This is a genomic window from Paenibacillus sp. FSL K6-1217, from assembly GCF_045040735.1.
Taxonomy (GTDB): domain Bacteria; phylum Bacillota; class Bacilli; order Paenibacillales; family Paenibacillaceae; genus Paenibacillus_AQ.
This window is the reverse complement of record NZ_CP150271.1, coordinates 6,081,386-6,101,781: the sequence shown is the minus strand read 5'-3', so window position 1 is coordinate 6,101,781 and position 20,396 is coordinate 6,081,386. Positions and strand designations below refer to the sequence as shown.

The 20,396-nt window shown below is 55.2% G+C and carries 14 protein-coding genes and 1 tRNA gene; 4 read left to right on the top strand and 11 right to left on the bottom strand.

Annotated features, from left to right (window positions below; genetic code table 11):
* Nucleotides 1–369: 369 nt before the first annotated feature.
* Entirely contained in the window at nt 370–5,355 is a 4,986-nt protein-coding gene (locus tag MHH28_RS26940) for a DUF4132 domain-containing protein (protein WP_405107315.1), read from the bottom strand.
* 13 nt (nt 5,356–5,368) lie between these two features.
* Nucleotides 5,369–5,788, bottom strand: coding sequence for a hypothetical protein (locus MHH28_RS26935; RefSeq protein ID WP_405107312.1), 420 nt, complete (start codon nt 5,786–5,788; stop codon nt 5,369–5,371).
* 213 nt (nt 5,789–6,001) lie between these two features.
* Between MHH28_RS26935 and MHH28_RS26930 the strand changes: the two genes are divergently transcribed.
* Nucleotides 6,002–6,754 carry an exonuclease domain-containing protein gene (locus MHH28_RS26930; protein WP_405107310.1) on the top strand — a complete coding sequence of 251 codons (753 nt, stop codon included), beginning with the start codon at nt 6,002–6,004 and terminating at the stop codon, nt 6,752–6,754.
* 243 nt (nt 6,755–6,997) lie between these two features.
* Nucleotides 6,998–7,762 (top strand): MerR family transcriptional regulator, encoded by a 765-nt coding sequence (locus MHH28_RS26925; protein WP_405117264.1) that lies wholly within the window; start codon nt 6,998–7,000, stop codon nt 7,760–7,762.
* A gap of 160 nt (nt 7,763–7,922) precedes the next feature.
* On the opposite strand, the gene MHH28_RS26920 is transcribed toward MHH28_RS26925, so the two are convergent.
* From MHH28_RS26920 to rbsK, 6 genes are all read right to left on the bottom strand, one after another.
* Entirely contained in the window at nt 7,923–8,411 is a 489-nt protein-coding gene (locus tag MHH28_RS26920; protein WP_405107307.1) for a PepSY domain-containing protein, read from the bottom strand.
* Nucleotides 8,412–8,599: 188 nt separating this feature from the next.
* A complete protein-coding gene (locus tag MHH28_RS26915; protein ID WP_405107305.1) occupies nt 8,600–9,202 on the bottom strand; it encodes a PepSY domain-containing protein in 603 nt (200 codons plus the stop codon).
* Nucleotides 9,199–10,566: a sensor histidine kinase gene (locus MHH28_RS26910; RefSeq protein WP_405107302.1), complete on the bottom strand. Its 1,368-nt coding sequence runs from the start codon at nt 10,564–10,566 to the stop codon at nt 9,199–9,201. The genes MHH28_RS26915 and MHH28_RS26910 overlap by 4 nt, the downstream gene beginning before the upstream one ends.
* Nucleotides 10,563–11,255 carry a response regulator transcription factor gene (locus MHH28_RS26905; RefSeq protein ID WP_405107300.1) on the bottom strand — a complete coding sequence of 231 codons (693 nt, stop codon included), beginning with the start codon at nt 11,253–11,255 and terminating at the stop codon, nt 10,563–10,565. The genes MHH28_RS26910 and MHH28_RS26905 overlap by 4 nt, the downstream gene beginning before the upstream one ends.
* A 182-nt stretch (nt 11,256–11,437) precedes the next feature.
* Complete coding sequence (gene aroD, locus MHH28_RS26900) at nt 11,438–12,202, bottom strand: type I 3-dehydroquinate dehydratase (protein WP_405107297.1); 765 nt, start codon at nt 12,200–12,202, stop codon at nt 11,438–11,440.
* Nucleotides 12,203–12,362: 160 nt separating this feature from the next.
* The gene (rbsK, locus tag MHH28_RS26895) at nt 12,363–13,283 is read right to left on the bottom strand and encodes a ribokinase (protein ID WP_405107294.1); all 921 of its coding nucleotides are present in this window, start codon (nt 13,281–13,283) and stop codon (nt 12,363–12,365) included.
* Nucleotides 13,284–13,583: 300 nt separating this feature from the next.
* Here rbsK and glgP point away from each other — a divergent pair, with 300 nt between their 5' ends.
* Nucleotides 13,584–15,200, top strand: coding sequence for an alpha-glucan family phosphorylase (gene glgP / locus MHH28_RS26890; protein ID WP_405107291.1), 1,617 nt, complete (start codon nt 13,584–13,586; stop codon nt 15,198–15,200).
* A 268-nt stretch (nt 15,201–15,468) separates the two neighbouring features.
* Nucleotides 15,469–16,923, top strand: a complete 1,455-nt coding sequence (gene katA, locus MHH28_RS26885) for a catalase KatA (RefSeq protein WP_405107288.1) — start codon at nt 15,469–15,471, stop codon at nt 16,921–16,923.
* 195 nt (nt 16,924–17,118) lie between these two features.
* Here the strand turns inward: katA and MHH28_RS26880 are convergent, their stop codons facing one another.
* The 3 genes from MHH28_RS26880 to MHH28_RS26870 all read right to left on the bottom strand — a co-directional run bounded on the left by MHH28_RS26880 (nt 17,119) and on the right by MHH28_RS26870 (nt 20,379).
* Complete coding sequence (locus tag MHH28_RS26880; protein ID WP_405107285.1) at nt 17,119–17,961, bottom strand: DNA-binding protein; 843 nt, start codon at nt 17,959–17,961, stop codon at nt 17,119–17,121.
* 176 nt (nt 17,962–18,137) lie between these two features.
* A complete protein-coding gene (locus MHH28_RS26875; RefSeq protein WP_405107282.1) occupies nt 18,138–19,091 on the bottom strand; it encodes a helix-turn-helix transcriptional regulator in 954 nt (317 codons plus the stop codon).
* Nucleotides 19,092–20,308: 1,217 nt separating this feature from the next.
* Nucleotides 20,309–20,379, bottom strand: a tRNA-Gly gene (locus MHH28_RS26870).
* Nucleotides 20,380–20,396: the final 17 nt, after the last annotated feature.

The following is a 20,396-nucleotide window of genomic DNA, read 5'->3' as shown; positions in this document are numbered from 1 at the left end:
ATCATAATGATCGATATAGTTAGCTTTATGCCATATGCAAACAAACAAAACTACTCTAACGGGTGAAGGATGCTGGTACCTCTCTCACCAGCCGCTTGTAAGGAGCAGCATTGTTGCACATCTTGCAGGATTTCTCTATAAATGTTACTGGCTGTGGAGCATGGGGGCCCCATGCTTCATCGCAGCACCCATTGTGTTCGGTTTTCCGCATACATTTTTGGCCCACAAGCCTTCGCCCAGCCATAAGAGACACCTTCCCTCCCTCCGCGACAAAAACACCGGCGCTGAAATTCAGCACCGGTGCCTGCGGCATTCCTCTATCAACGGCTGGGCATGTATCCATCCGTTGTCCCCCGCCAGCTCAGCTGTTCAGCTGCTCAGCTGCACCAGAATCTGCGGATCTTTGATCTTGGTATCATCCGCCAGCAGCACGACCTTGGAGAGTACCTCCGCTGTACGCGGGTCCTCATCCAGGAACGGCAGGAACAACCGCCCCCGGTGCTGCGAATGCACCGGAATAATCGACAGGGCGCCCGCGGCCTGCTTGTACGCCTGGCCGCTGCCCAGATGCACAGCATACTCGCCCAGTGTACCGTCAATCCGTGCATAATTGCCGTCCAGCCGGACGTTCTCAATCTTCAGCAGCCGCAGCGACTCGCTGACGATGACCCGGCGCATCTCTACAGTCGTCAGGCTGGCTTCCGGATCGACGCCGCCGACATGGGCCACGCTGACAACCAGATCCACATCCCGCATGACCTCCGAGAACAGCACAGGCGGCACCTGATCCAGCGGCACTCCCTTGTAGGTCTTCCGGTCGAAGAACTGCACCGTCTCCAGTGTAGGCGCTTCGGTGTCCGCCGGGGAGAACCAGTCGGCCATCGCATAGAGCCGGACGATCAGGTTCTCGGCATAGAACACCTTCTGCAGCCCTTCCTCGTAGCTGACCGTCCACTGCCGCCCTTTCAGGAGGGCCACCGTCTTGCTCGGCTGCACCTGATGGCCGGCATATCGGCGGGATAGCACGCCATGAGCCAGTTCATCTTCATTCGGCAGGTATAGCTCGCGGAAGACCTGCTTGAACGGCTGGCGCACCTGACGGTCGAACAGATCTTTCTGGTACACACTCCATTGTCCGCTGCGGTATAGATCCAGCGGATGGGCAATCTGCAGCACAGCCTCCCCGTCCACGCCCTGCCGTTCTCCCGCAGGGCTCACCAGCGCGCCCTGATCTGCATCGTAATACCCCAGCGCATCGCCGCTCTTCAGCACCAGCTTATTAATCAGCGGTGCCAGCACCGGGTTGCGGCTCAGCCCGGCAACCTCTGCCGGTGTGAAGCTGCTGCCGGACTCCATCGAGCGCTCCAACTCGGCCCGGGCGCGCCGGAACTGCCCGGTAAGCTCGCTTTTAGCCTCCTTCAGTGCTTCGATCCACTCATGCTTCTTGAAGCGTGCAGGCACCGACTTCAGCGCCTTCCCCTTGCTGGTGACCACATAATCGCTTTGCCCTTCTTCATCAATACTAAGGGAGACGAAGGTCTCTGCGTCCAGCTCATAAGGCTCGAAGTATGCAGCATAATCATCTAGCTTGCGCGCCTCCATATCCCAGATCAGGCGGGTGACATCGGCATATCCGGCATTGCGCGCCAGGTTGCCGAGGGCAATCTGTACGGCCTGGCCTTCGCTGGCGCGGCGCTGTGCGCCGAACTTCTTGCTCTCCGTCAGGAAACGCTGGATGAACTCATAACGTACGCGGATATCCTGCTCGCGGTCTTCTCCCAGCGGAATCAGGCTATAACTGAGCAGATGATCCTTGCCCCGCTTCTGCTCCACAGACTGCTTCATCTCTTCCAGGTTCAGCTTGCCGAGCGTGGCGTCGGCGAACAGCTGGGAACGGCGGTGGTTCGCACCGGCAGAGATGTATTTGGCACAGTCATAGAGCAGCTCGAACCGCTCTTGTCCAAGATCCTTGTAGGCGGACTGGAACCAGTTCACATCGAAGGCGCCGTCATTGAACTCCTGCGGCGTGATCGGCGAGTAATGTGCCACCACCGTCTCTTTTTCGGCCGAGAAGCTCTCGTTAATGTGGGCGTGGAAGTACCAGGCCCCGCTGCGAAGCCCTTCCCAGTCCAGGTATTCGGCAATAATCTCGATCCACTGCGGGGCGTACATGGCGGCTTCCAGCAGCTTTTGATCGGACAGCTTGTACTCCTGCAGCAAGGTCTTCAGCAACTCCGCATTATCGCCCTCACGCGGATAACATACCTTGAGCAGATGGCTGAAGGATTCCTTCTTCGTAATATTGTTGCCATAGCCATACACATACCCGCGCACGAAGGTATCCTTGTTCAGCCCTGACAGGATACGGATACAATACTCCAGGCCCTCTATCCGCTGCAGCCCCATCGTCATGCCGGTCACCTCAGTCGGCAGGTCGCCGCGCCCCAGCTCAATGGCCAGCAGACGGTCGATGATCCGTGCACGCAGCGCAACCATCTGCGGACTGTCTTCAATCCAATCGTATCTGCGTGAGCTGATCCAGCTCATATGGTTGCGTGCATCCGTACTCAGCAGCAGCTCCTTAAGCAGCGTCTCTTCGCCGATGATTCCATCCGTGAAGGCCTGGACATAGTGCTTCAGTCCGATGATGCTGTCCCGCTCTTCGCCTCCGCTGATCCCCTCGAACCGGTAGCAGGTACGGAACATCTCCTTGAACTCCTCTGCTCCGTTCCATAGCTTCTGCACCATATCGAGCCACGGATCAGCCAGCACAGACAGGAAAGGCCAGTCCGCCGCAAGCTTCTCCTCCGGGAACGCAGCCATCAGCGCATTCACCGCACCATTCACTTGGCGGAAGCCCTCCGGGCTCTTGTGGTCCGCGCGGTACGCATCCAGCAGCGTCTCTACCTGCCATCTGTACTTCAGCTTGTCCACTAGCTTCAGCACAGCCTCGATCTGCTCCAACGGGTAGACCTCTGACGCGAACTCCTTGCGCCACCCGGACAGCAGCTTCTGCTTGCTAAGTTCCTTATCATCAATTCCTAAGGTGTCGTAACCGTCATAGTTATCCAGAGTCTCATCCAGCTCTTCCAGGCTGATATAGAAGTTCAACTCTATCAGATCCCGGGCGCTCCAGCCGCTCTTGTCCCAATATTCAGCCCATACTTCATGCAGCGGGTACTGTTCGAGGGCGGATTTGCCGCTCTCCTCATCGTTAATTAAGTACCCCTGCAATGGTCTGAGGTTAGTGCCGATCAGCACCGTGTCCTTATAGCCGCTGTAATACTCAACCTCGTACTCTACGTCGCGGTGCTTGTGGATCGTGTTGTCCAGTCCCTTAAGGAATGTCTTGATCTGCTCCAAGGACAGCTTGAACACCTGATCCCAGGCGAATCCGTCAAGTACAGGCCCCTGAGTCAGCCACTCCTCCGTCTGCTTGGGATCGAACAAGCCGAAGCCATTAGCCTTCGTATACTCATTCTTCTGGCTCAGCCTCGCGATCAGCTCGCGCTCCTGGTCGGAAGGCTTGTCCAGCGCCTCCGCCAGCGGACGCACCGCTTCAAAGAGCTCCTGACGCTCCTCATCCTGGAACAGCACGGTCATAATCTCCAGCCCTGCCTGCCGCTGCAGGGCATTCTTGCCCTGCACCAGTCTGTGGACGGACTCCTTCAGCGTTTCATCCGGCTGATTCAGCAGCATCCGGGTCACGCTCTGCCGCAGCGTACCGGTCTTAAGCTTCAGCAGCCCTTCGGCCATCAGCAGCTCATCCTCCGTCAGCGTCAGCTCCTGCGCCAGGTCCAGCGCCAGCTCCCGGTTCTTGATGCTCTTGTCGGAGAGGCTGGCGAAGATGAATTCGCGCTGCACGGTATCATCCGTATGCTGCACGAAATAATTAAGCAGCTCCCCGCGTATATCCGTGCTGAGCTTGTCCTTCAGCGCCAGCAGTTCATTCACCCAGGCCGGGTCCATGTCATAGGAGATCAGATAGAGCATCTTTTGGACCGGCAGATCACGGGTGTAGCTGACCTGCAGGAAATCCAGCACCTTGGAGGTGCCGGTCAGCTCCTTGCTGTCCGGGTTCAGGAAGATGTCCATCAGCAGGCTGAAGTCTCGCTGCCGCTCGCTTTTATCCTCAAGCTGCGGGCTGGTTACAACCTCGATCTTCGGACCATTATCCTTCGGCCCTCTCCACATCCGGTTATAATCATAATTATAGTTCGTCAGAATCCAGTACAGCAGCTCCGGCTCTTGCTCCTTCAGGTACTTCCGGGCGCTGTGCAGGCGCACCTCCCGGTTCTGGCTGCACGAGAGTACATACTGGGCTACGATTTTCTGGTAGGACTGCCCTTGTTCCATCAGAGTATCCACCTTGCCGATGAGCTCATTCTCCTCATAGACTGCCGTCGCCCACAGGCTCAGATAGACATGGTTGGCATTCTCGCTGGTCAGCCAGTCTGCCCGCAGCGCTTCATCCGTCAGCACCTGATAGGCTCCTTCAATCAGTTGCTTCGCCACCCGTTGGTTCTGGGCTTCCAGACCCATCCCCGTCCATACGCCCAGGGCACGCACCACCGAGCTGTAGCGCACGAGATCATTGTCCAGAATCACCTTCAGCATATACAGGTTATTCTCTATCGTCCCCTCATCCATCGTCTCCATAATGGACTGGCGCAGTCCCTCCTGCAGCCGGGCAGCCAGCAGCAGCTCGCCAATCATCTGAACAGCGGCCTGGTTACGGCTGAGGAATGCACCCTTTATCATATTGCGGCTGAGCATTGCCCCCTGGTTGTCCCCGTACACCGCATCCTTAAGCAGCTCCTCCATTCCGCTGCCGCTGCGGTCCAGCTCATAGGCGACTACATCGGGAACGGCAACATCTACACGGTAAGAGATACTGTAATCCTTTTCATAATCCCCCTTCAGGTACTCCGGCAACGAGAATTCAATTAGCTCCATATAGATCAGGGCATTGATTTTCCGGAGGATCTGCATCCGGTGCGCCTGAACCTCCCGGGTCCGGAACGGCCGGCGCAGATACCCTATGGAATAAGGGTACTCCACTGCATGCTTAACTATGTAACGGGCAAGCTCAACGGTATGTGTGCTGTACAGCTGCTGCATGATCCCCATCAGCGGCTCCCAGTATCCGGTAAAATCAGCCTGAGCCGCCGCAGCGCGATCATCCATGATAACAAGGAAGCGGTCCAACGAATCTTCCCCTTCATGAAGGTAGCGGTTCTTGCTGAACTCCGCGAGCAGGCCTGCCAGCTCCGCGCCTTCCCCCTTCAGCCCCTTGGCTTTGTTCTCAACATCCGCGTACCACTGAGTCTCCCACTCTGCATTTCCGATTTTCATCCTGTCATCTCCCTCACCATAGTCTTCCTGCCAGCATCGTGAACCGGATCAGCGTCAGCTCATCGCCCTCTTCGAGCCTCAGCGGCTCATCCAGCGCGGAACATTCCGCTTCCTGCACGAATACCTTGTACAATCCGTCTTCGTAAGCAAGCAGTGCCGCAGCCGTAGCCTGCTCTACCTCAGGCTTCGTCTCACCGTACACCGTACCGAATCCGACCTTGCCGTTATCACCCTGCTCCGCAATTTCATTTGCGGTCAGGTAAGGGATTAGATCTCCCCGCTCCTGCCGCTCCAGCATCGCCTGCACCTGCCCGGCTACAATCTCCGAGATCAGCGCGCGCAGCGTCTGCGGACGGGCAGCAAGCAGCAGCTCCTTGCGCTCCAGCACTGCCTTGCGTTTCCCCAGGCTTTTGACGGTAACATACAGCTTCATGGCCTTCCCTCCCTACATCAATAGCGCTATTCGACAGATTATCTAGTTCATTACCCGATTTTGCAGAAATCAACCCGTTCCGCCGGCCGAAAATTCAAATTTGTAAGGATGCACGGCATCCGGTATCTGTGCAGCGCTTTTTTTGCTAAAATAGAAGGGTCGGCGCATTTCCGTGCAATCTTGGCGCCAGTCACTGAAACGGAGGCATTACCTGTGGATTATATTATTCTGGACATAGAATTCAACGGCCGCAAATTTGCCAGCGAGCATCCCATGGAGGTCATTGAGATCGGAGCAGTCCGGTTAGACGCTTCCTTGCAGGTTAAGGATGAATTCTCAGCCTTAATCAGACCCATATACTTCTCCACCCTGAATTCTTTCATTAAGAAAAAAACCGGCATCCCCCAGGAGGATATCGACGTCGCCAGCCGGTTCCCGAAGGTGATTACCGCCTTCAGAGCGTGGCTTGACCAGAGCGCGGACGGCGTACTGCTCTTAACCTGGGGCGGCGAGGACATGAAGCGGATTATCCAGGATGTGCGGATGCACAAAATGGATGATGCCTACTGGATGGAGGCCACCTACTTCGATCTGCTCAAGGGCGTCCTGCGCGCCCGCGGCCTCAGTAACGACATCAGCGTTGAGGGCGCAATGGCCCTCTTCGGCCTGGAGCCTTCCGGCTCCGCCCACCGCGCGCTGGACGATGCCAAGATGACGGCGGAGATCTTCCGCGCAGTCTTCAGCGAGCTGGACTTCGGGCGGTCGCAGCATTATGTCGATACCTTCTCGAACGCGCGGGAGCGCAAGACGGTTAAGATCGCCATCAAAGCGATGACCGCCCAGAAGATCGTCCCCACCTGGGAGCTGGTCGCCGAGCATTACTTCCCTGCGGAGGATGCCCTGGCGGACCCCCGGAAGGTAGCAGAGCTCAAGGCGTATTTCACCGCCCAGCTCGGCAAGAAATAGACCAATACCCGCGCGCAGCAGCGGCAACCTCCCAAGGCATAGCCTGGGCGGTTGCCGCTGTTTGCTGTTTTCTGCCCGCCCCGGTTACTGGCCCCGCTGTCTGGTTATTCTAAAATCAGTAGTTGACCTTGCCGTTACGTTAAGGTGTACAGTTGGTTTTGTAAGCGGCCGCTTACCCCGCGGGAGCGCCTTGAACCCGTTCCCTGCTGTATACGCCAAGATAGATTGGAGGCAGATATGACCATGGAGTACACCGTGCAGAAGCTGGGGAAGCTCGCAGGGATCAGCGCGCGGACCCTGCGGTATTACGATGAATTCGGGATTCTGAAGCCGGCCAGACTCAATTCCTCAGGATACCGGATCTACGGCCAGGCCGAGGTGGACCGGCTGCAGCAGATTCTGTTCTACCGGGAGCTGGGACTTAGCCTTGAAGCAATCAGGGATATTGTCGATTCGCCCTCCTTCGACGGCGCCCGCGCCCTGCGTGAGCACCATGACCAGCTGCTTCAGCGGAGACAGCAGCTGGACCGGCTCATCGCGAACGTCGAGCAGACCATTGCACACACAGAAGGGAGAATTACAATGAGCAATCAGGAGAAATTCGCAGGCTTCAAGCAGAAGCTGATCGAGGATAACGAAGAGAAATACGGGCAGGAGATCCGGGAGAACTACGGCGCGGAAGCCGTGGAGCAGTCTAACCGCAAGCTAAGCAATATGACGGAGGAGCAGTACGCTGCCCTTCAGCAGCTGGAGGCCGACATGTTCGCTTCACTGGAGCAGGCGATGGAGGAAGGCGACCCGGCAAGTGAGCTGGCGCAGAAGGCCGCCGGCCTGCACCGTCAGTGGCTCAGCTTCTATTGGGATAAGTACACCAAGGAAGCCCATGCCGGTGTCGCCCAGATGTATGTCGATGATGAGCGCTTTACCGCTTATTACGACCAGCGCCGCCCGGGCATGGCGGCGTTCCTGCGGGATGCTGTCCATGTGTATACAGGAGCGAAGCAGTAGGCATATAGTTTAGCGTAGCAAAGAGGCAGCCGGATTGAACGGCTGCCTCTTTTTTAATAGAATTTATATGGTTTGGGGTCCCCGCAAAGTACCTGAGTCATCATCGAAGCTAAAGCCCCACTTTGTGGGGTATTTTATTCTGCTGGAACGCCCTTGTGGCTCAATCATCATCATCGTCTGAATCTGTATCGGTGTACACAACCTTGGCAGTATACGCATCGACTCCAATTTCTGTCTTGACCTGCCCGTTCCTGATTTCAACCTCGTAGACGGCACCCCCGTGGTCCCCGTCCAGATCTATCTCGGTAACCGTTCCCTTCACAGCAGCCTGAGCCACCTCAGCCGCCTTGCCTGCGGTAATCATTTTGCCACCTGGGGCCGGAGCTGCCTTGTAAGAATCATCATCGTCCGAATCCTTGCGCACGCTTATCACCTTTCCCGTATACGCATCTACCCGGACATCCATCTCCTGCTTAGTCTGCTGGATTTCGATATCGTAATACGTGCCGCTGGCCTTCTTCTCCAGTTCGATATTCTCAACCTGTCCCGGCGCTGCCTTCAAGGCAATCTGCTCGGCTTTGCTTACACCGATTAACGTTTTGCTCTGACTCTTCACCGATGCGGCTGCTTCTGCCGTATTGCCCTTCATCTCGCCTATACCATAAGCGCCTCCAAGAATAAGCGCTGCCGCCGTAATAGTGCTCCATATCTTTGTCTTAAATGTTAACGCCTCCCAAGTTCATTCTGTGCTGCTTCATGTAGTAACTATAACGCTACAATCTGAGAGAACAGCGGGAGCAACATTAGAATTCGCTGAGAAACAACCAAGCAGCCCCTTCAGGAATCCTCTCCATCCGGTTCTTCCCAGGTTACAGACATGATCTTGCCCGAGATCGCGTTCACCTGGACTACGGCCTCCCGTCCGTCTGAAGTATGGATCTCCACCAGATAAAAAGCACCCGCTGCATCGATTCCCGTATCCACATCATCCAGCTCCCCTGGTACCTCAAGCAGCGCCAGCCGGACCGCCTCCTCCTCGGAGACGAGGCTCTGCGCCGCCGGGGTAGGTGCAGGCGACCGGGTTGGGGCAGCTCCGCCAGATGGAGCCGGAGAAGCGGCAGAGGTAGGCTGCACCGCCGGTTCGTCTGCGTGCTTCAGCAGCACGATGGAGAGGATCTCGCCGGTGACGCCGTCCAGCTTCAGTTCATACCGTCCCTGCTCCGTCTGAAGCTCTGCTACATAAGCTCCGGCTTGCAGCTTCAAGCTGTCCACCTTACCGGCATATTCGCTCAGCACCGCCTGCTCCGCCTGATCCTGGGACAACAGCGGCTCCGAATCCTTGCCGAACATCCAGAAGGCTGCCAAGGCCAGCAGCAGGAGGGCAGCTATACCCATGACGACATTGAATATCATCCTCTTGTTGACTTGGTTCCGGTTCATTGTCCTCCTCCCCTGTTCTCCGCAGCCATGCAGATCGTCACCGAGGTTCCCCGGCCTATCGTGCTGTCAATGGACAGCCTGGCTCCAATCGCTTCAGCGATCTCGGCAGCAAGCGACAGGCCCAGGCCTGCCCCTCCGTTCTCCCGCGTTCTGGCCTCATCCACCCTGTAGAAACGGTCGAATATCTTCGGCAGCTCCTCCGGCGGAATTCCGATGCCGCGGTCGGTAATCACGATCATCCGTTCCTGCCCGGAGGCCTCCACACGGATAGTTATCTCCTCATCGCTGTATTTGCGGGCATTGTCCAGGAAGATGAACAGGAGCTGCCGGAGCTTCGCTTCATCGCTGTAGCCTTCGGCTGGTCCCTTAACCTGAACCACGACCTCTCTCCCATATGCATTATGAAAAGCCTTCGCCGAAGAACGGGCCAGCTCCTCCAGATTAATCACCTTCAGCTCAAGATCCCACTGCTCCGGGTGCTTCGCCAGCAGCAGCAGTTGCTCCGTCATTTCCTTCATTCGTACAGCTTCCGAATGGATGGCCTCAACCGATTCACCGAACAGCTCCGGGTGGTCCAGCCCTCTGCGCTTCAGCAGGCTGGCATAGCTCTCAATAACCGTCAGCGGTGTGCGCAGCTCATGGGAGGCATCCGAGACGAATTTCTCCTGCTTCACATAATTGCTCTCCAAGAGGCCTATCATTTCGTTAAAGGTATGCCCCATCTCCACCAGCTCATCCTTCGAGTGTGCTTTCAGCGGAAGCCTGCGGAATTTCCCGCTGCGCTGGATCTCCCGCATGGTCGCCGTCATTTGGACAATGGGCCGCATAATCAGGCCCGACAACAGGCGGCTGGAGAGCAGCAACGGAAGCAGCGCCGCAAGCGAAGCGCCGGCAAGGACCAGCCGCAGCACCCGCAAGGTATCCATCGTGCTCTCCAGACTTTTGGTCATCTGCACATTAAGGACGTTCCCGTCCGTCCAAATGACCGGATGGCTCACGAACGCATACAAGCGTCCGTCCGCCCGGACCAGCTCCGCCTGCTTCCCGGAATGGTAGACCGGCTTCAACCGGCTGATCCCCTGCCCGGAGGTTGAGGTGACCGGTGCCGGTCCGCCTCCGTCCGCAGTGAGCAGCCGGAGCATTCCCTCCACCGGCACATACGCCCGGAGCAGCTCCAGTGCTGTTACCCCGTTTCCCGCATTTCTCATAGCGGCAGCGATTCTTGCCGTCTCGGCAGACGCCTGCCCGAGCTGGCTGTCTAAGGACATCCGGCTGAACACGGCATAGATAACCAGATTCATGAGGATAAGGAGCACGGCGAACAGCACGCTGGAATACAGATGGATTTTGCTCCGCAGCTTCATGGGGAATCCTTCAGTACATAACCGACGCCGCGTACGGTATGAATCAATTCCTGCTGGGAATCCAGCGTAATTTTTTTGCGGACATAGCGGATATAGACATCCACAATATTCGTATCGCCGTAATAATCGTACCCCCAGACGGCGGCCATGATCTGTTCCCTGTTCAGCACCTGGCGCTTATTCTTCAGCAGGTATACCAGCAGATCGAACTCCCTTGGAGTCAGTTCAATCTTCCGGTCCGCCCGCGTAACTTCACGTGTAGCTTCGTTCAGCTCCAGATTATCTGCCGTCAGCAGGTGGGCAGCCTCTGCACTCTTCCGGCCCGAGGCCAGCCGCAGCGCAGCACGGACACGCGCCAGCAGCTCCTCGATCTGGAACGGCTTGGTAATATAATCGTTGGCCCCCAGATCCAGGCCTGACACCTTATCCTCTACCGAGCTTTTGGCCGTAAGCAGCAGAACGGGAGTCTCGGCATCGCCCGCCCGGATACGCCGAAGCAGCTCTATCCCGCTGAATCCAGGCAGCATCACATCAAGCAACAGCAGATCCGGCTGCTGCTCCTGGTACATCTCCAGCCCCTGATGGCCGCTGCCGGCCATAGACACCCGGTATCCCTCACATTCCAGCTCAATCTGCAGCAGACGGGCAATTCTCACCTCATCCTCCACAACCAGGATCAATTCTGTCATCGGCGCTCCGCCCCTTCTACTTGGTTGCCTCCATTGTAGGGCATCGGCTGCTACAGTTTCAAACTCCGCCCGCTATCTGCTATCTCCCTATGTATGCAAAAGGGTGCTTCCACCGTTTCATCACCGGCCCGGAAACACCCATTAACCCTCTATATCCCTGCGGCTTCTGAACCCCGCAGCCGCTACAAGCTGCGGTGCAGCAGCGTAAGCACACTGCGCAGCTCGGCAACCGCCACCTGCCCCGGAGCCGAAGGCTTATGCGCCGCACCGAAGGTCAGCGCCGAGCCGAAGATCTCCCCGGCCAGACGGCTGATCACGCCTTCCCCGGCCATCGACATCGTTATGATCGGACGGTCTGCATACTGCTCCTGCATCCGGTTCGTCGCCGCCAGCAGGGTCAGCACATCGGCAGGACCCTGCGGCATCACGGCAATCTTCGGCAGATCGCCGCCCAGCTCCTGCGCCCGGCGCAGCCGGGATACGATCTCCTCCTCGGACGGCGTCCCGTGGAAATCATGATTCGAGACAATCACGAACACCGCCTGCCCATGCGCTGCGGCAATCAGCTTGCGGACCTCTGCTTCCTCATGGAACAACTCCACATCCACAATATCCACCAGCCCGCTCTCTACCGCAGCCAGGTTCAACTCGAAGTAATAGGCGGTGGAGATTTCCTTCTCCCCGCCCTCCCTGGCGCTGCGGAAGGTGAATATCAGCGGAATGTCCGGCAGCAGACGCTGAATTTCTCCCAGCGCCCGGGTTACAGCGGCAATATCCTCCACCTCTGCGAAGAAATCACTGCGCCACTCCACCACATCCGGCGCCAGTGCGAGCAATGCCTCAGCTTCATCGCGCAGCTCATTCAGTGTCGCCCCGACCAGCGGAACACAGATCTTGGGCATCCCCTCTCCGAGGGTTATATTCTTGACGGTTACTGTACCGCTCAAACGTATCAGCTCCTTATGTATCAGGCGTTGCCTGCCTGTTATATCTCCGTTGATCTGCGGGTGCTGCATCTCCCCCAGCTGCTGATCCAGGAGCACCAGAGACCCCTCTGCCGCCCCTGGTCCCAGCTCTGCCCATCCTGCCTGTCTTGCACCCTGATTCTTACTCAGAGGCTGCCTGCAGGAACTGCTCTACCTCTTGCAACCGGGGCAGCGAGGAGATCGCCCCCTTCTTGCCGACCGCCAGCGCACCGACCGCATTGGCGAAGCGGACCGCCTCCTCCAGCGTCCTGCCGCAGGTAAGCTGCCAGGCCAGCGCCCCGTTGAAGGAATCGCCCGCCGCCACCGTATCTACCGCCTGCACCGGGAACCCTTGGACATGGCGGCTTCCGGCAGCGTCCACGATTAACGCCCCTTTGGAGCCCAGCGTTACAATCACGTGCCGGACCCCTTTTTGCAGCATGATCCGGGCCGCACGCTCTGCATCCTCCACGCTCTCCACGGAGATACCGGCCAGAATACCCGCCTCTGTCTCATTCGGGGTCAGATAGGTGACATGATGCAGCAGCTCATCGCCCAGCGGCTGGGCCGGGGCCGGATTAAGAATTACCGGAATCCCATGCCGGGACGCCATCGCAGCCGCAGCCCCGCACATCGCCAGATCCGTCTCCAGCTGCATCACCACGATCCGGGCTTCGCTGATCACATCCTCCAGCGCTGCAATATCCTCCGGCGTCATCTCCACATTCGCACCAGGCACGACGATGATCCGGTTCTCCCCAGCACCATCCACCACAATGGAAGCAACCCCTGTAGCCTGGGATTCACTCTGTGAGATGTACGCGGTGTGAACCTGCTCCTGCTCCATAATCTCTAGCAGGCCGCTGCCAAAAGTATCCTTTCCCACCCGGCCGATCATCGTCACTTCCGCGCCAAGTCTGGCGGCTGCAACCGCCTGATTCGCCCCTTTTCCGCCCGGAGACAAAGCGAACCCCTGACCGAACAGGGTCTCACCGGCTTCCGGCGCACGCTCTGCCCGCACAACCATATCCATATTCAGACTGCCAATTACGACTATACTCAACCCGCTACACCACCACTTGGTTTATTGTTTGGCTTATGGTTCAGATGAACCTTGTACATTTATTCTCTCCTTATCTTATGGCCTTCCGGCAGGTTAATCAAATTTTTATTATCAGCTCCCCGGGCAGTTATCCGTCAGCGAAACTTCGCTGTGCTTTTCAAGGATAATTATGCTAGAATGATGGTGCAATCGCTTCCAGATCCTGTCCTGCGCCATTGAGCAAACGTTTGCATCTTAGATACAGCCTGCAGCATTTCTTATTCGCAGTACCATCTAAATCGCATTTAGGAGGCTTATCAAGTGAGCGACAACCACTTACCGTCAGTAGCTTATTTCAGCATGGAGTACGGACTGCATTCCGACTTCAAAATGTACGCCGGAGGCCTGGGCATCCTGGCCGGAGATTACATCAAGGGCGCACAGGATATCGGGGCACCCATCATCCCCATCGGACTCAAATGGAAACAGGGCTACACGGACCAGAAGATTGATGCGGACGGCAACCCCTACGACTCTTACCACAACTATGTGTACGACTTCCTGGAAGATACGGGCGTCAAGGTCACGGTCAAAGTCAGAAAGACCGATGTAGTCTGCAAAGTGTGGAGAACAGACCGGTTCGGCAACCGTCCGCTCTATTTGCTCGACACCGATATCCCCGAGAACAGTGATGCCTGGATTACCGGCCAGCTCTACGGCTGGTTCGGGGAAGAGCGGATTGCCCAGGAGATTGTGCTGGGCATCGGTGGCGTCAAAGCCATGCGCGCCCTGGGAATTAAGATCGATGTCTATCATTTCAACGAAGGGCATGCGGCGCTCGCTGCGATTGAACTGATCCGGGAGAAGATGTCCGGCGGCAGTACCTTTGAAGAAGCCTGGAAGGCTACACGGGAAGAGGTTGTGTTCACTACACATACACCGATTAAGGAGGGCAACGAGACCCATCCGCTGGACCGTCTGGAATATATGGGGGCCTTCAATGGCTTAACCCGCGCGCAGATGGAGCGGATCGGCGGTGAACCCTTTAACATGACGGTTGCCGGTCTGCGGCTGTCGCGGATCTCGAATGCGGTGGCCCAGCTTCATGCCGATACCGCGAACACCATGTGGAAGGAAGTCGCCGGCAGATCAGCGATCATCGGCATCACCAATGCGATTCACACCCCTACCTGGGTAGATGAGCGGATGACCCGCGCTTTTGATGAGGGCGGCGATCTGTGGGCTGCCCATAAGGAGATCAAGCAGGAGCTGATCCGCTTCATCGAGGAACGCTCCGGCATCGCCCTGAATGCGGAGAATCTGCTGATTGGCTTCTCCCGCCGTGCGGCTCCTTATAAGCGAAGTGACCTGATTTTCTCCCAGCCGGACATTATAGAACCGTACCTGGAGAGCGGTAAGATCCAGATTGTCTTCTCCGGCAAAGCGCATCCGCTGGACGACAACGGCAAACGAATCGTCAGCAACCTCGTAGCCATGATGAGAAAATATCCGAAGAGCGTCGTCTTCCTGGAGAACTACGATATGACCATCGGGGCCCAGCTCACCCGCGGCTCGGATATCTGGCTGAACAATCCGCGCAGACCGCTTGAAGCCAGCGGAACCTCCGGCATGAAGGCCGCCATGAACGGCGTCCTGAACTGCTCCATCCTTGACGGCTGGTGGCCGGAGGCCTGCATCGACGGCGAGAACGGCTGGCAGATCGGCGACGGCTTCGAGACCACCGACTTTGCGGTGCTTGACCAGCACGACAGCGATGCACTGTACGATACGCTGCTGAACCGTGTCCTTCCCGTCTTTTATGAGGATCAGGCCAAGTGGGTGCAGATGATGCACCGCAGCATCGAGACCACCCGTACCGAGTTCGCCACCAAGCGTATGCTGGACGAATACTATAACCGGATGTATATCACCAGCTAACTCGTATTAGTGTGGTATCATCAGCTATCTTGCAGGTCTTCTTGCTTCCGTCACCAGTACCCCTTCCTGCGCCGCTTCTGTTCCAGAATCCCCCTCCTGTCCGCTGCTGCGGGCGGGAGTTTTTGTTCTGTTTATATCATGAATCTGTCTTCATCTACATAAGCTTAATTATAATGATTATAAAAAAGGATTGATTTTATTTAAATTCTTGGTATCATAGAACTTATACTTAATCTAAAATCAAATCCTATACGAGGTGATTGCGATCATGACCGCTAATAATAACGACAAACTAACAACAAGCTGGGGCGCCCCCGTAGGCGACAACCAGAATTCAATGACCGCCGGTGCCCGTGGCCCCGTGCTGCTGCAGGATGTTCATTTACTGGAAAAGCTGGCCCACTTCAACCGTGAACGTGTTCCTGAACGTGTCGTCCATGCCAAGGGTGCCGGTGCCCATGGTTATTTCGAAGTCACCAATGACCTCTCCCAATATACGAAGGCTGCCTTCTTGTCCGGGGTCGGCAAACGCACCCCGATGTTCATCCGCTTCTCCACCGTGGCCGGAGAACTCGGTTCTTCCGATACCGTGCGCGATCCGCGCGGCTTTGCTGTGAAGTTCTATACCGAAGAAGGCAACTATGACCTGGTCGGCAATAACACGCCTGTCTTTTTCATCCGCGACGCGATCAAATTCCCGGACTTCATCCATACCCAGAAGCGCCATCCGCAGACTCATCTGAAGAACCCGAATGCGGTCTGGGACTTCTGGTCGCTCTCCCCCGAGTCTCTGCACCAGGTTACGATTCTGATGTCCGACCGCGGCATCCCGGCCACCTTCCGCCATATGCACGGCTTCGGCAGCCATACCTTCAAATGGGTGAATGCCGAAGGTGCAGCCGTATGGGTGAAATACCACTTCAAGACAGAGCAGGGCGTCAAGAACCTCGATGTTAAGCTGGCTGCACAGCTTGCCGCCGACAACCCGGACTATCATACGGAGGATTTGTTCAACGCCATTGATACTGGGGACTTCCCGGCCTGGAGGCTGCATGTGCAGATCATGCCTGTGGAGGATGCCGACACCTACCGCTTCGATCCGTTTGATGTCACCAAAGTGTGGTCGCAGAAGGATTACCCGCTGATTGAGCTAGGCCGCATGGTGTTGGACCGCAATCCTGAGAATTACTTCGCCGAAGTGGAGCAGGCTACCTTTTCTCCCGGCTCGTTCGTTCCAGGCATCGAGGCTTCTCCCGACAAAATGCTTCAGGGCCGCCTGTTCGCATACGGGGATGCCCACCGCTACCGGGTAGGAGCGAACCATAACCACCTGCCGGTTAACCGGCCTATCGCAGAGGTCAACAATAATCAGCGCGACGGCGCGATGAATGCCACCAGTAACGGGGGAGGCTCCGTCTATTACGAGCCCAACAGCTCCGGCGGGGCAACCGAGTCTGCGCAGCATAAAGCGGCTGCTTTTGAAGTCTCCGGCCAGGCGGACAGCGTATCTTATGACCATGACGATCACTACACCCAGCCGGGTGACCTGTACCGTCTGCTCAGTGAAGAGGAACGTGCCCGGCTCGTGAGCAATATTGTCGGTGCCATGACCCCAGTGAAGTCCGACGAGATCAAGCTCCGCCAGATTGGCCACTTCTCCAAAGCCGATCCGGAGTTCGGCCGGCGCATCGCAGAGGGGCTGGGATTGGCTGCCGTAGAGTAACCTCTATCCACAGCAAAGAAGGGGTAAGCATCGCTTACCCCTTCTTTGCGTTATTGGTACAGCATATATTCCCAGATTCCAGAGGACAGAGAGATTTCAGACTAGTGCCCGGCTCCGTGATTGTTGATAGAGATATTACCGGAGGATGGGGACACGTAACCGCCTGCGCTTACCGTGGTTACCACTACGCTTGCGCTAATCAACAATACGGCTGTTAATAACGAGATCGCCTTTTTCATCTTTTAAAAACTCCCTCTCTAAGATATTTTTCATTATATTTTGATAAGACTCTTGTTGTTCTGCAGAAGCATGGCTTCGGATATGTTCATAAAACGACACGATCTTCCTAAAGCCTGTCCCATCATAAAGTTTACTGCTTATTACCAAAATATAGAGAGTCAGATTAATTGCATCATGAATTTTCTCCCTTTTATACAAATAAATTGCACTAAGATGCATATAGTCTATGTAGTATCTGATGTCTTCCTGCTTCTCTCTGCAGCTCAGTTCCTTCAGCGGCTCATTGAACTCATCCAGCACCCAATCGATCGAAAAGTTATACTTAATGGCAGATTCCAGCACAGTAATCAGACAGGCAAGCAGCTCCTCCTGGTCCCCCGTGCGGATGAATTCAACATAATCTGCGAGCACCTCAACCTTCCCCTCCAGCAGATCGATGACAAAGGTATTGGCTGTCGCAATATTCTTGTAGTATTCCACTTCGGCGGCAGCCTCATGATCCAAATCCGTGATCCAGCTCAAATCCGAATACAAGCTTATACACTTCCTGGATTCAGCGAGGTTACCGAGCTTCTGATAGGCAATTCCCTTCATGCACGCACTGTACCCGAGATAATACACTATATTTTTTTTCAAAAAATGCTTCTTTGCACCCTGTTGATGGGAGCCGTAGGTTAGAACTGCGAGTTCAAAGAGCTTGTCAGAAATCTCGAGAATGGCTGTCCAGTTCTCCCATGAGAACGAAACTTTAAGCATATCTGTCAAAGAGTCTTCATTCATCCCATCCAGTTCCAGCAATTTCTATCTTGCCTCCTATCATTCCATTATATTCCAATAATAACCTGCTTCATCGCTCCGGTCAATTCATTCACAGCATATATCTCGCTAAAAAGCCCTTTATTCTCCAGTTGAGCCAATCAAACTAACCTTTTCGACACAACTCGTTCCAAAATATGTAATATTGTTGCCCAACACTACTGCTGATATACATCCAGCCACTGCTCCAGCTGCTCCTTCAACCGTACCCTGGCCGATTCCGGCTCCAGAATCTCCGCGTTCGGGCCATATTGCAGAATCCACTTCGTGAACTCCTGCTCATTATTAACCGTGACCTCGAACAGCAGGGTTCCATCGCCTTCTTCGCTCATCCGGGGCTGTACGAACAGCTCCTCTTCCTTAATATAACGCGCCACCTCCGGATGGAACCGTACCTTGAACGTGATATTCCGGGCTCCGCGGTTGATCGACCAGGTGTTTTTCAGATACTTCTTAATATTGAAATTCCCCTTATCAAAAGTGGAAGCCGTCATCTCTACCTGCTCAAATCGGCTAATCCGAAACGTACGAATCGCTCCCTTCAGGTGGCAATAGCCAATCAGATAAAAGCGCTGATCCCGCGGGATCAGATAATACGGGTCAATCTCCCGTGCTGTAGTGGCGTTGCGTGACTGCGAGTGGTAGACCGTCCGGATGCTGCGTTGCTCCAGAATCGCTCCAATGAGCGGCTGCAGGAAGTTCCTGCTCTCCTTGCGGTAGGCCGGCGTGCCCATTTGGATAATATCCGCTATATCCTCCAGCAGGCCGTTCTGCCTGGATTTCTCTTTCAGATGGGTGCCCATCACCTTGTCGTACGCAGAATGGAATCCCGGCGGGATTCGATCCTGATTGAGGACCGATGGCAGCAGCGAGAACGCCAGCGACTCCTGCTCCGAGAAATCCAGCGGATACAAAAAGAACTTCCCCATGAACCGGTACCCCGTGCCTCTTCCCTGATTCGTAACCGGAGCAAAGTGGCTGATCACCTCAAGATCCCTGTAGATCGTTCTAATATTCACCTCGCACCTGAAGGCCAGGTCCGCCGCCGTAATCCCGGGGTTCGACTGAATAGCGTTAATGATTCTGAAAATCCGTATTACTTTGTCTGTCATTGCATATGCTCCTCAGCTTCCAAGTCAATGTTGTCTATGTTCCCATAGCTATACTATATCAGTTCTATAGAAACATAACGCTCCGCAATACTATTGCAACATTCCCCTGACTACATCAAAATCCCCCTGGTGGGTGAACCATACTGGTCCCTCTATACCACGCTTACAGGGAGCTCACTTTTCTCCATCAACCGCCTTCTGGCGACCTTTTGACGACTACAGCCTAGCAAGGTAGGAGGATAGCTCCTCAGCAGCGAATGTATTCGGTTGGTCGGGGTTGGTCGCACGCGTTCTGAAGTGTTTTTCCTTTCATGGCGGTACTCCCGTATCCTACCTCTAGTCAATTCTAAGCGTTCTCTCTCACCGCCCACTTGCTCGGAGCCGCATTGTTGCACATTTTGCAGGATTTCTCTAGAAATGTTACGGGCTACGGTACATTGTTGCATCATTTGCAGGAATTCCGGTGTTTAGTACAAATTAGCGCTGGCATTGTTGTATTTCATGCAGGATTTCTGAATCCGGCGCTTCTATTGGGCAGTATTCCTTCACTTCTTGCAGGATTTCTCTAAAATGTTACGGCCTGCGGAGCGTAGGGCCCATTCCTCATCGGAGCAGCACCAATTGTATTCGGATTTCCGCACATATTTCCTAAATAAAGGACACGACAAAATCATCCTAACGGATGAATAAAATTACCTTTGCGCGAACACAATGTATGCTGTTTTCTACATACATTTGATCCGTATGCCTACTTACGAGCACAACGTATGCTGTTTTCCACATACATTTGGCCCGTATGCCTGCTTACCAGCACCGAATGTATGCTGTTTTCCACATACATTTGGCCCGTATGCCTGCTTGCGGGCACAACGTATGCTGTTTTTGACATACATTTGGCCCGTATGCCTGCTTGCGGGCACAACGTATGCTGTTTTTGACATACATTTGGTCCGTATGCCTGCTTGCGGGCACAACGTATGCTGTTTTTGACATATATTTGGTCCGTATGCCTATACCTGCCCATTGTATTCGGTTTAAGCATACCTTCAGCCTTCAGTCACATTCCGCATCGAAGTCATTCTACGAATCCTTCCAAGAACTCTTATCTACAAATTTACACACACCTTTTCCACAGCAGCAGGAAACTATAGTTTCCTAATACAACAAAAAAGTCCGTCTTCCCCATAGGGCTGACGGACTTAGGTGATACAGATATAAGCGGGTGATGGGAATCGAACCCACGCTATCAGCTTGGAAGGCTGAAGTTCTACCATTGAACTACACCCGCACAGGTGAAATGAAATA

What these genes read in the sequence shown, in the direction of transcription:
- MHH28_RS26925 (WP_405117264.1), top strand. Translation starts at nt 6,998, where the DNA reads ATGGAGTACACCGTGCAGAAGCTGGGGAAGCTCGCAGGGATCAGCGCG.
- MHH28_RS26935 (WP_405107312.1), bottom strand. Translation starts at nt 5,788, where the DNA reads ATGAAGCTGTATGTTACCGTCAAAAGCCTGGGGAAACGCAAGGCAGTG.
- MHH28_RS26910 (WP_405107302.1), bottom strand. Translation starts at nt 10,566, where the DNA reads ATGAAGCTGCGGAGCAAAATCCATCTGTATTCCAGCGTGCTGTTCGCC.
- MHH28_RS26920 (WP_405107307.1), bottom strand. Translation starts at nt 8,411, where the DNA reads ATGAAGGGCAATACGGCAGAAGCAGCCGCATCGGTGAAGAGTCAGAGC.
- MHH28_RS26940 (WP_405107315.1), bottom strand. Translation starts at nt 5,355, where the DNA reads ATGAAAATCGGAAATGCAGAGTGGGAGACTCAGTGGTACGCGGATGTT.
- MHH28_RS26875 (WP_405107282.1), bottom strand. Translation starts at nt 19,091, where the DNA reads ATGACAGACAAAGTAATACGGATTTTCAGAATCATTAACGCTATTCAG.
- MHH28_RS26915 (WP_405107305.1), bottom strand. Translation starts at nt 9,202, where the DNA reads ATGAACCGGAACCAAGTCAACAAGAGGATGATATTCAATGTCGTCATG.
- katA (WP_405107288.1), top strand. Translation starts at nt 15,469, where the DNA reads ATGACCGCTAATAATAACGACAAACTAACAACAAGCTGGGGCGCCCCC.
- MHH28_RS26905 (WP_405107300.1), bottom strand. Translation starts at nt 11,255, where the DNA reads ATGACAGAATTGATCCTGGTTGTGGAGGATGAGGTGAGAATTGCCCGT.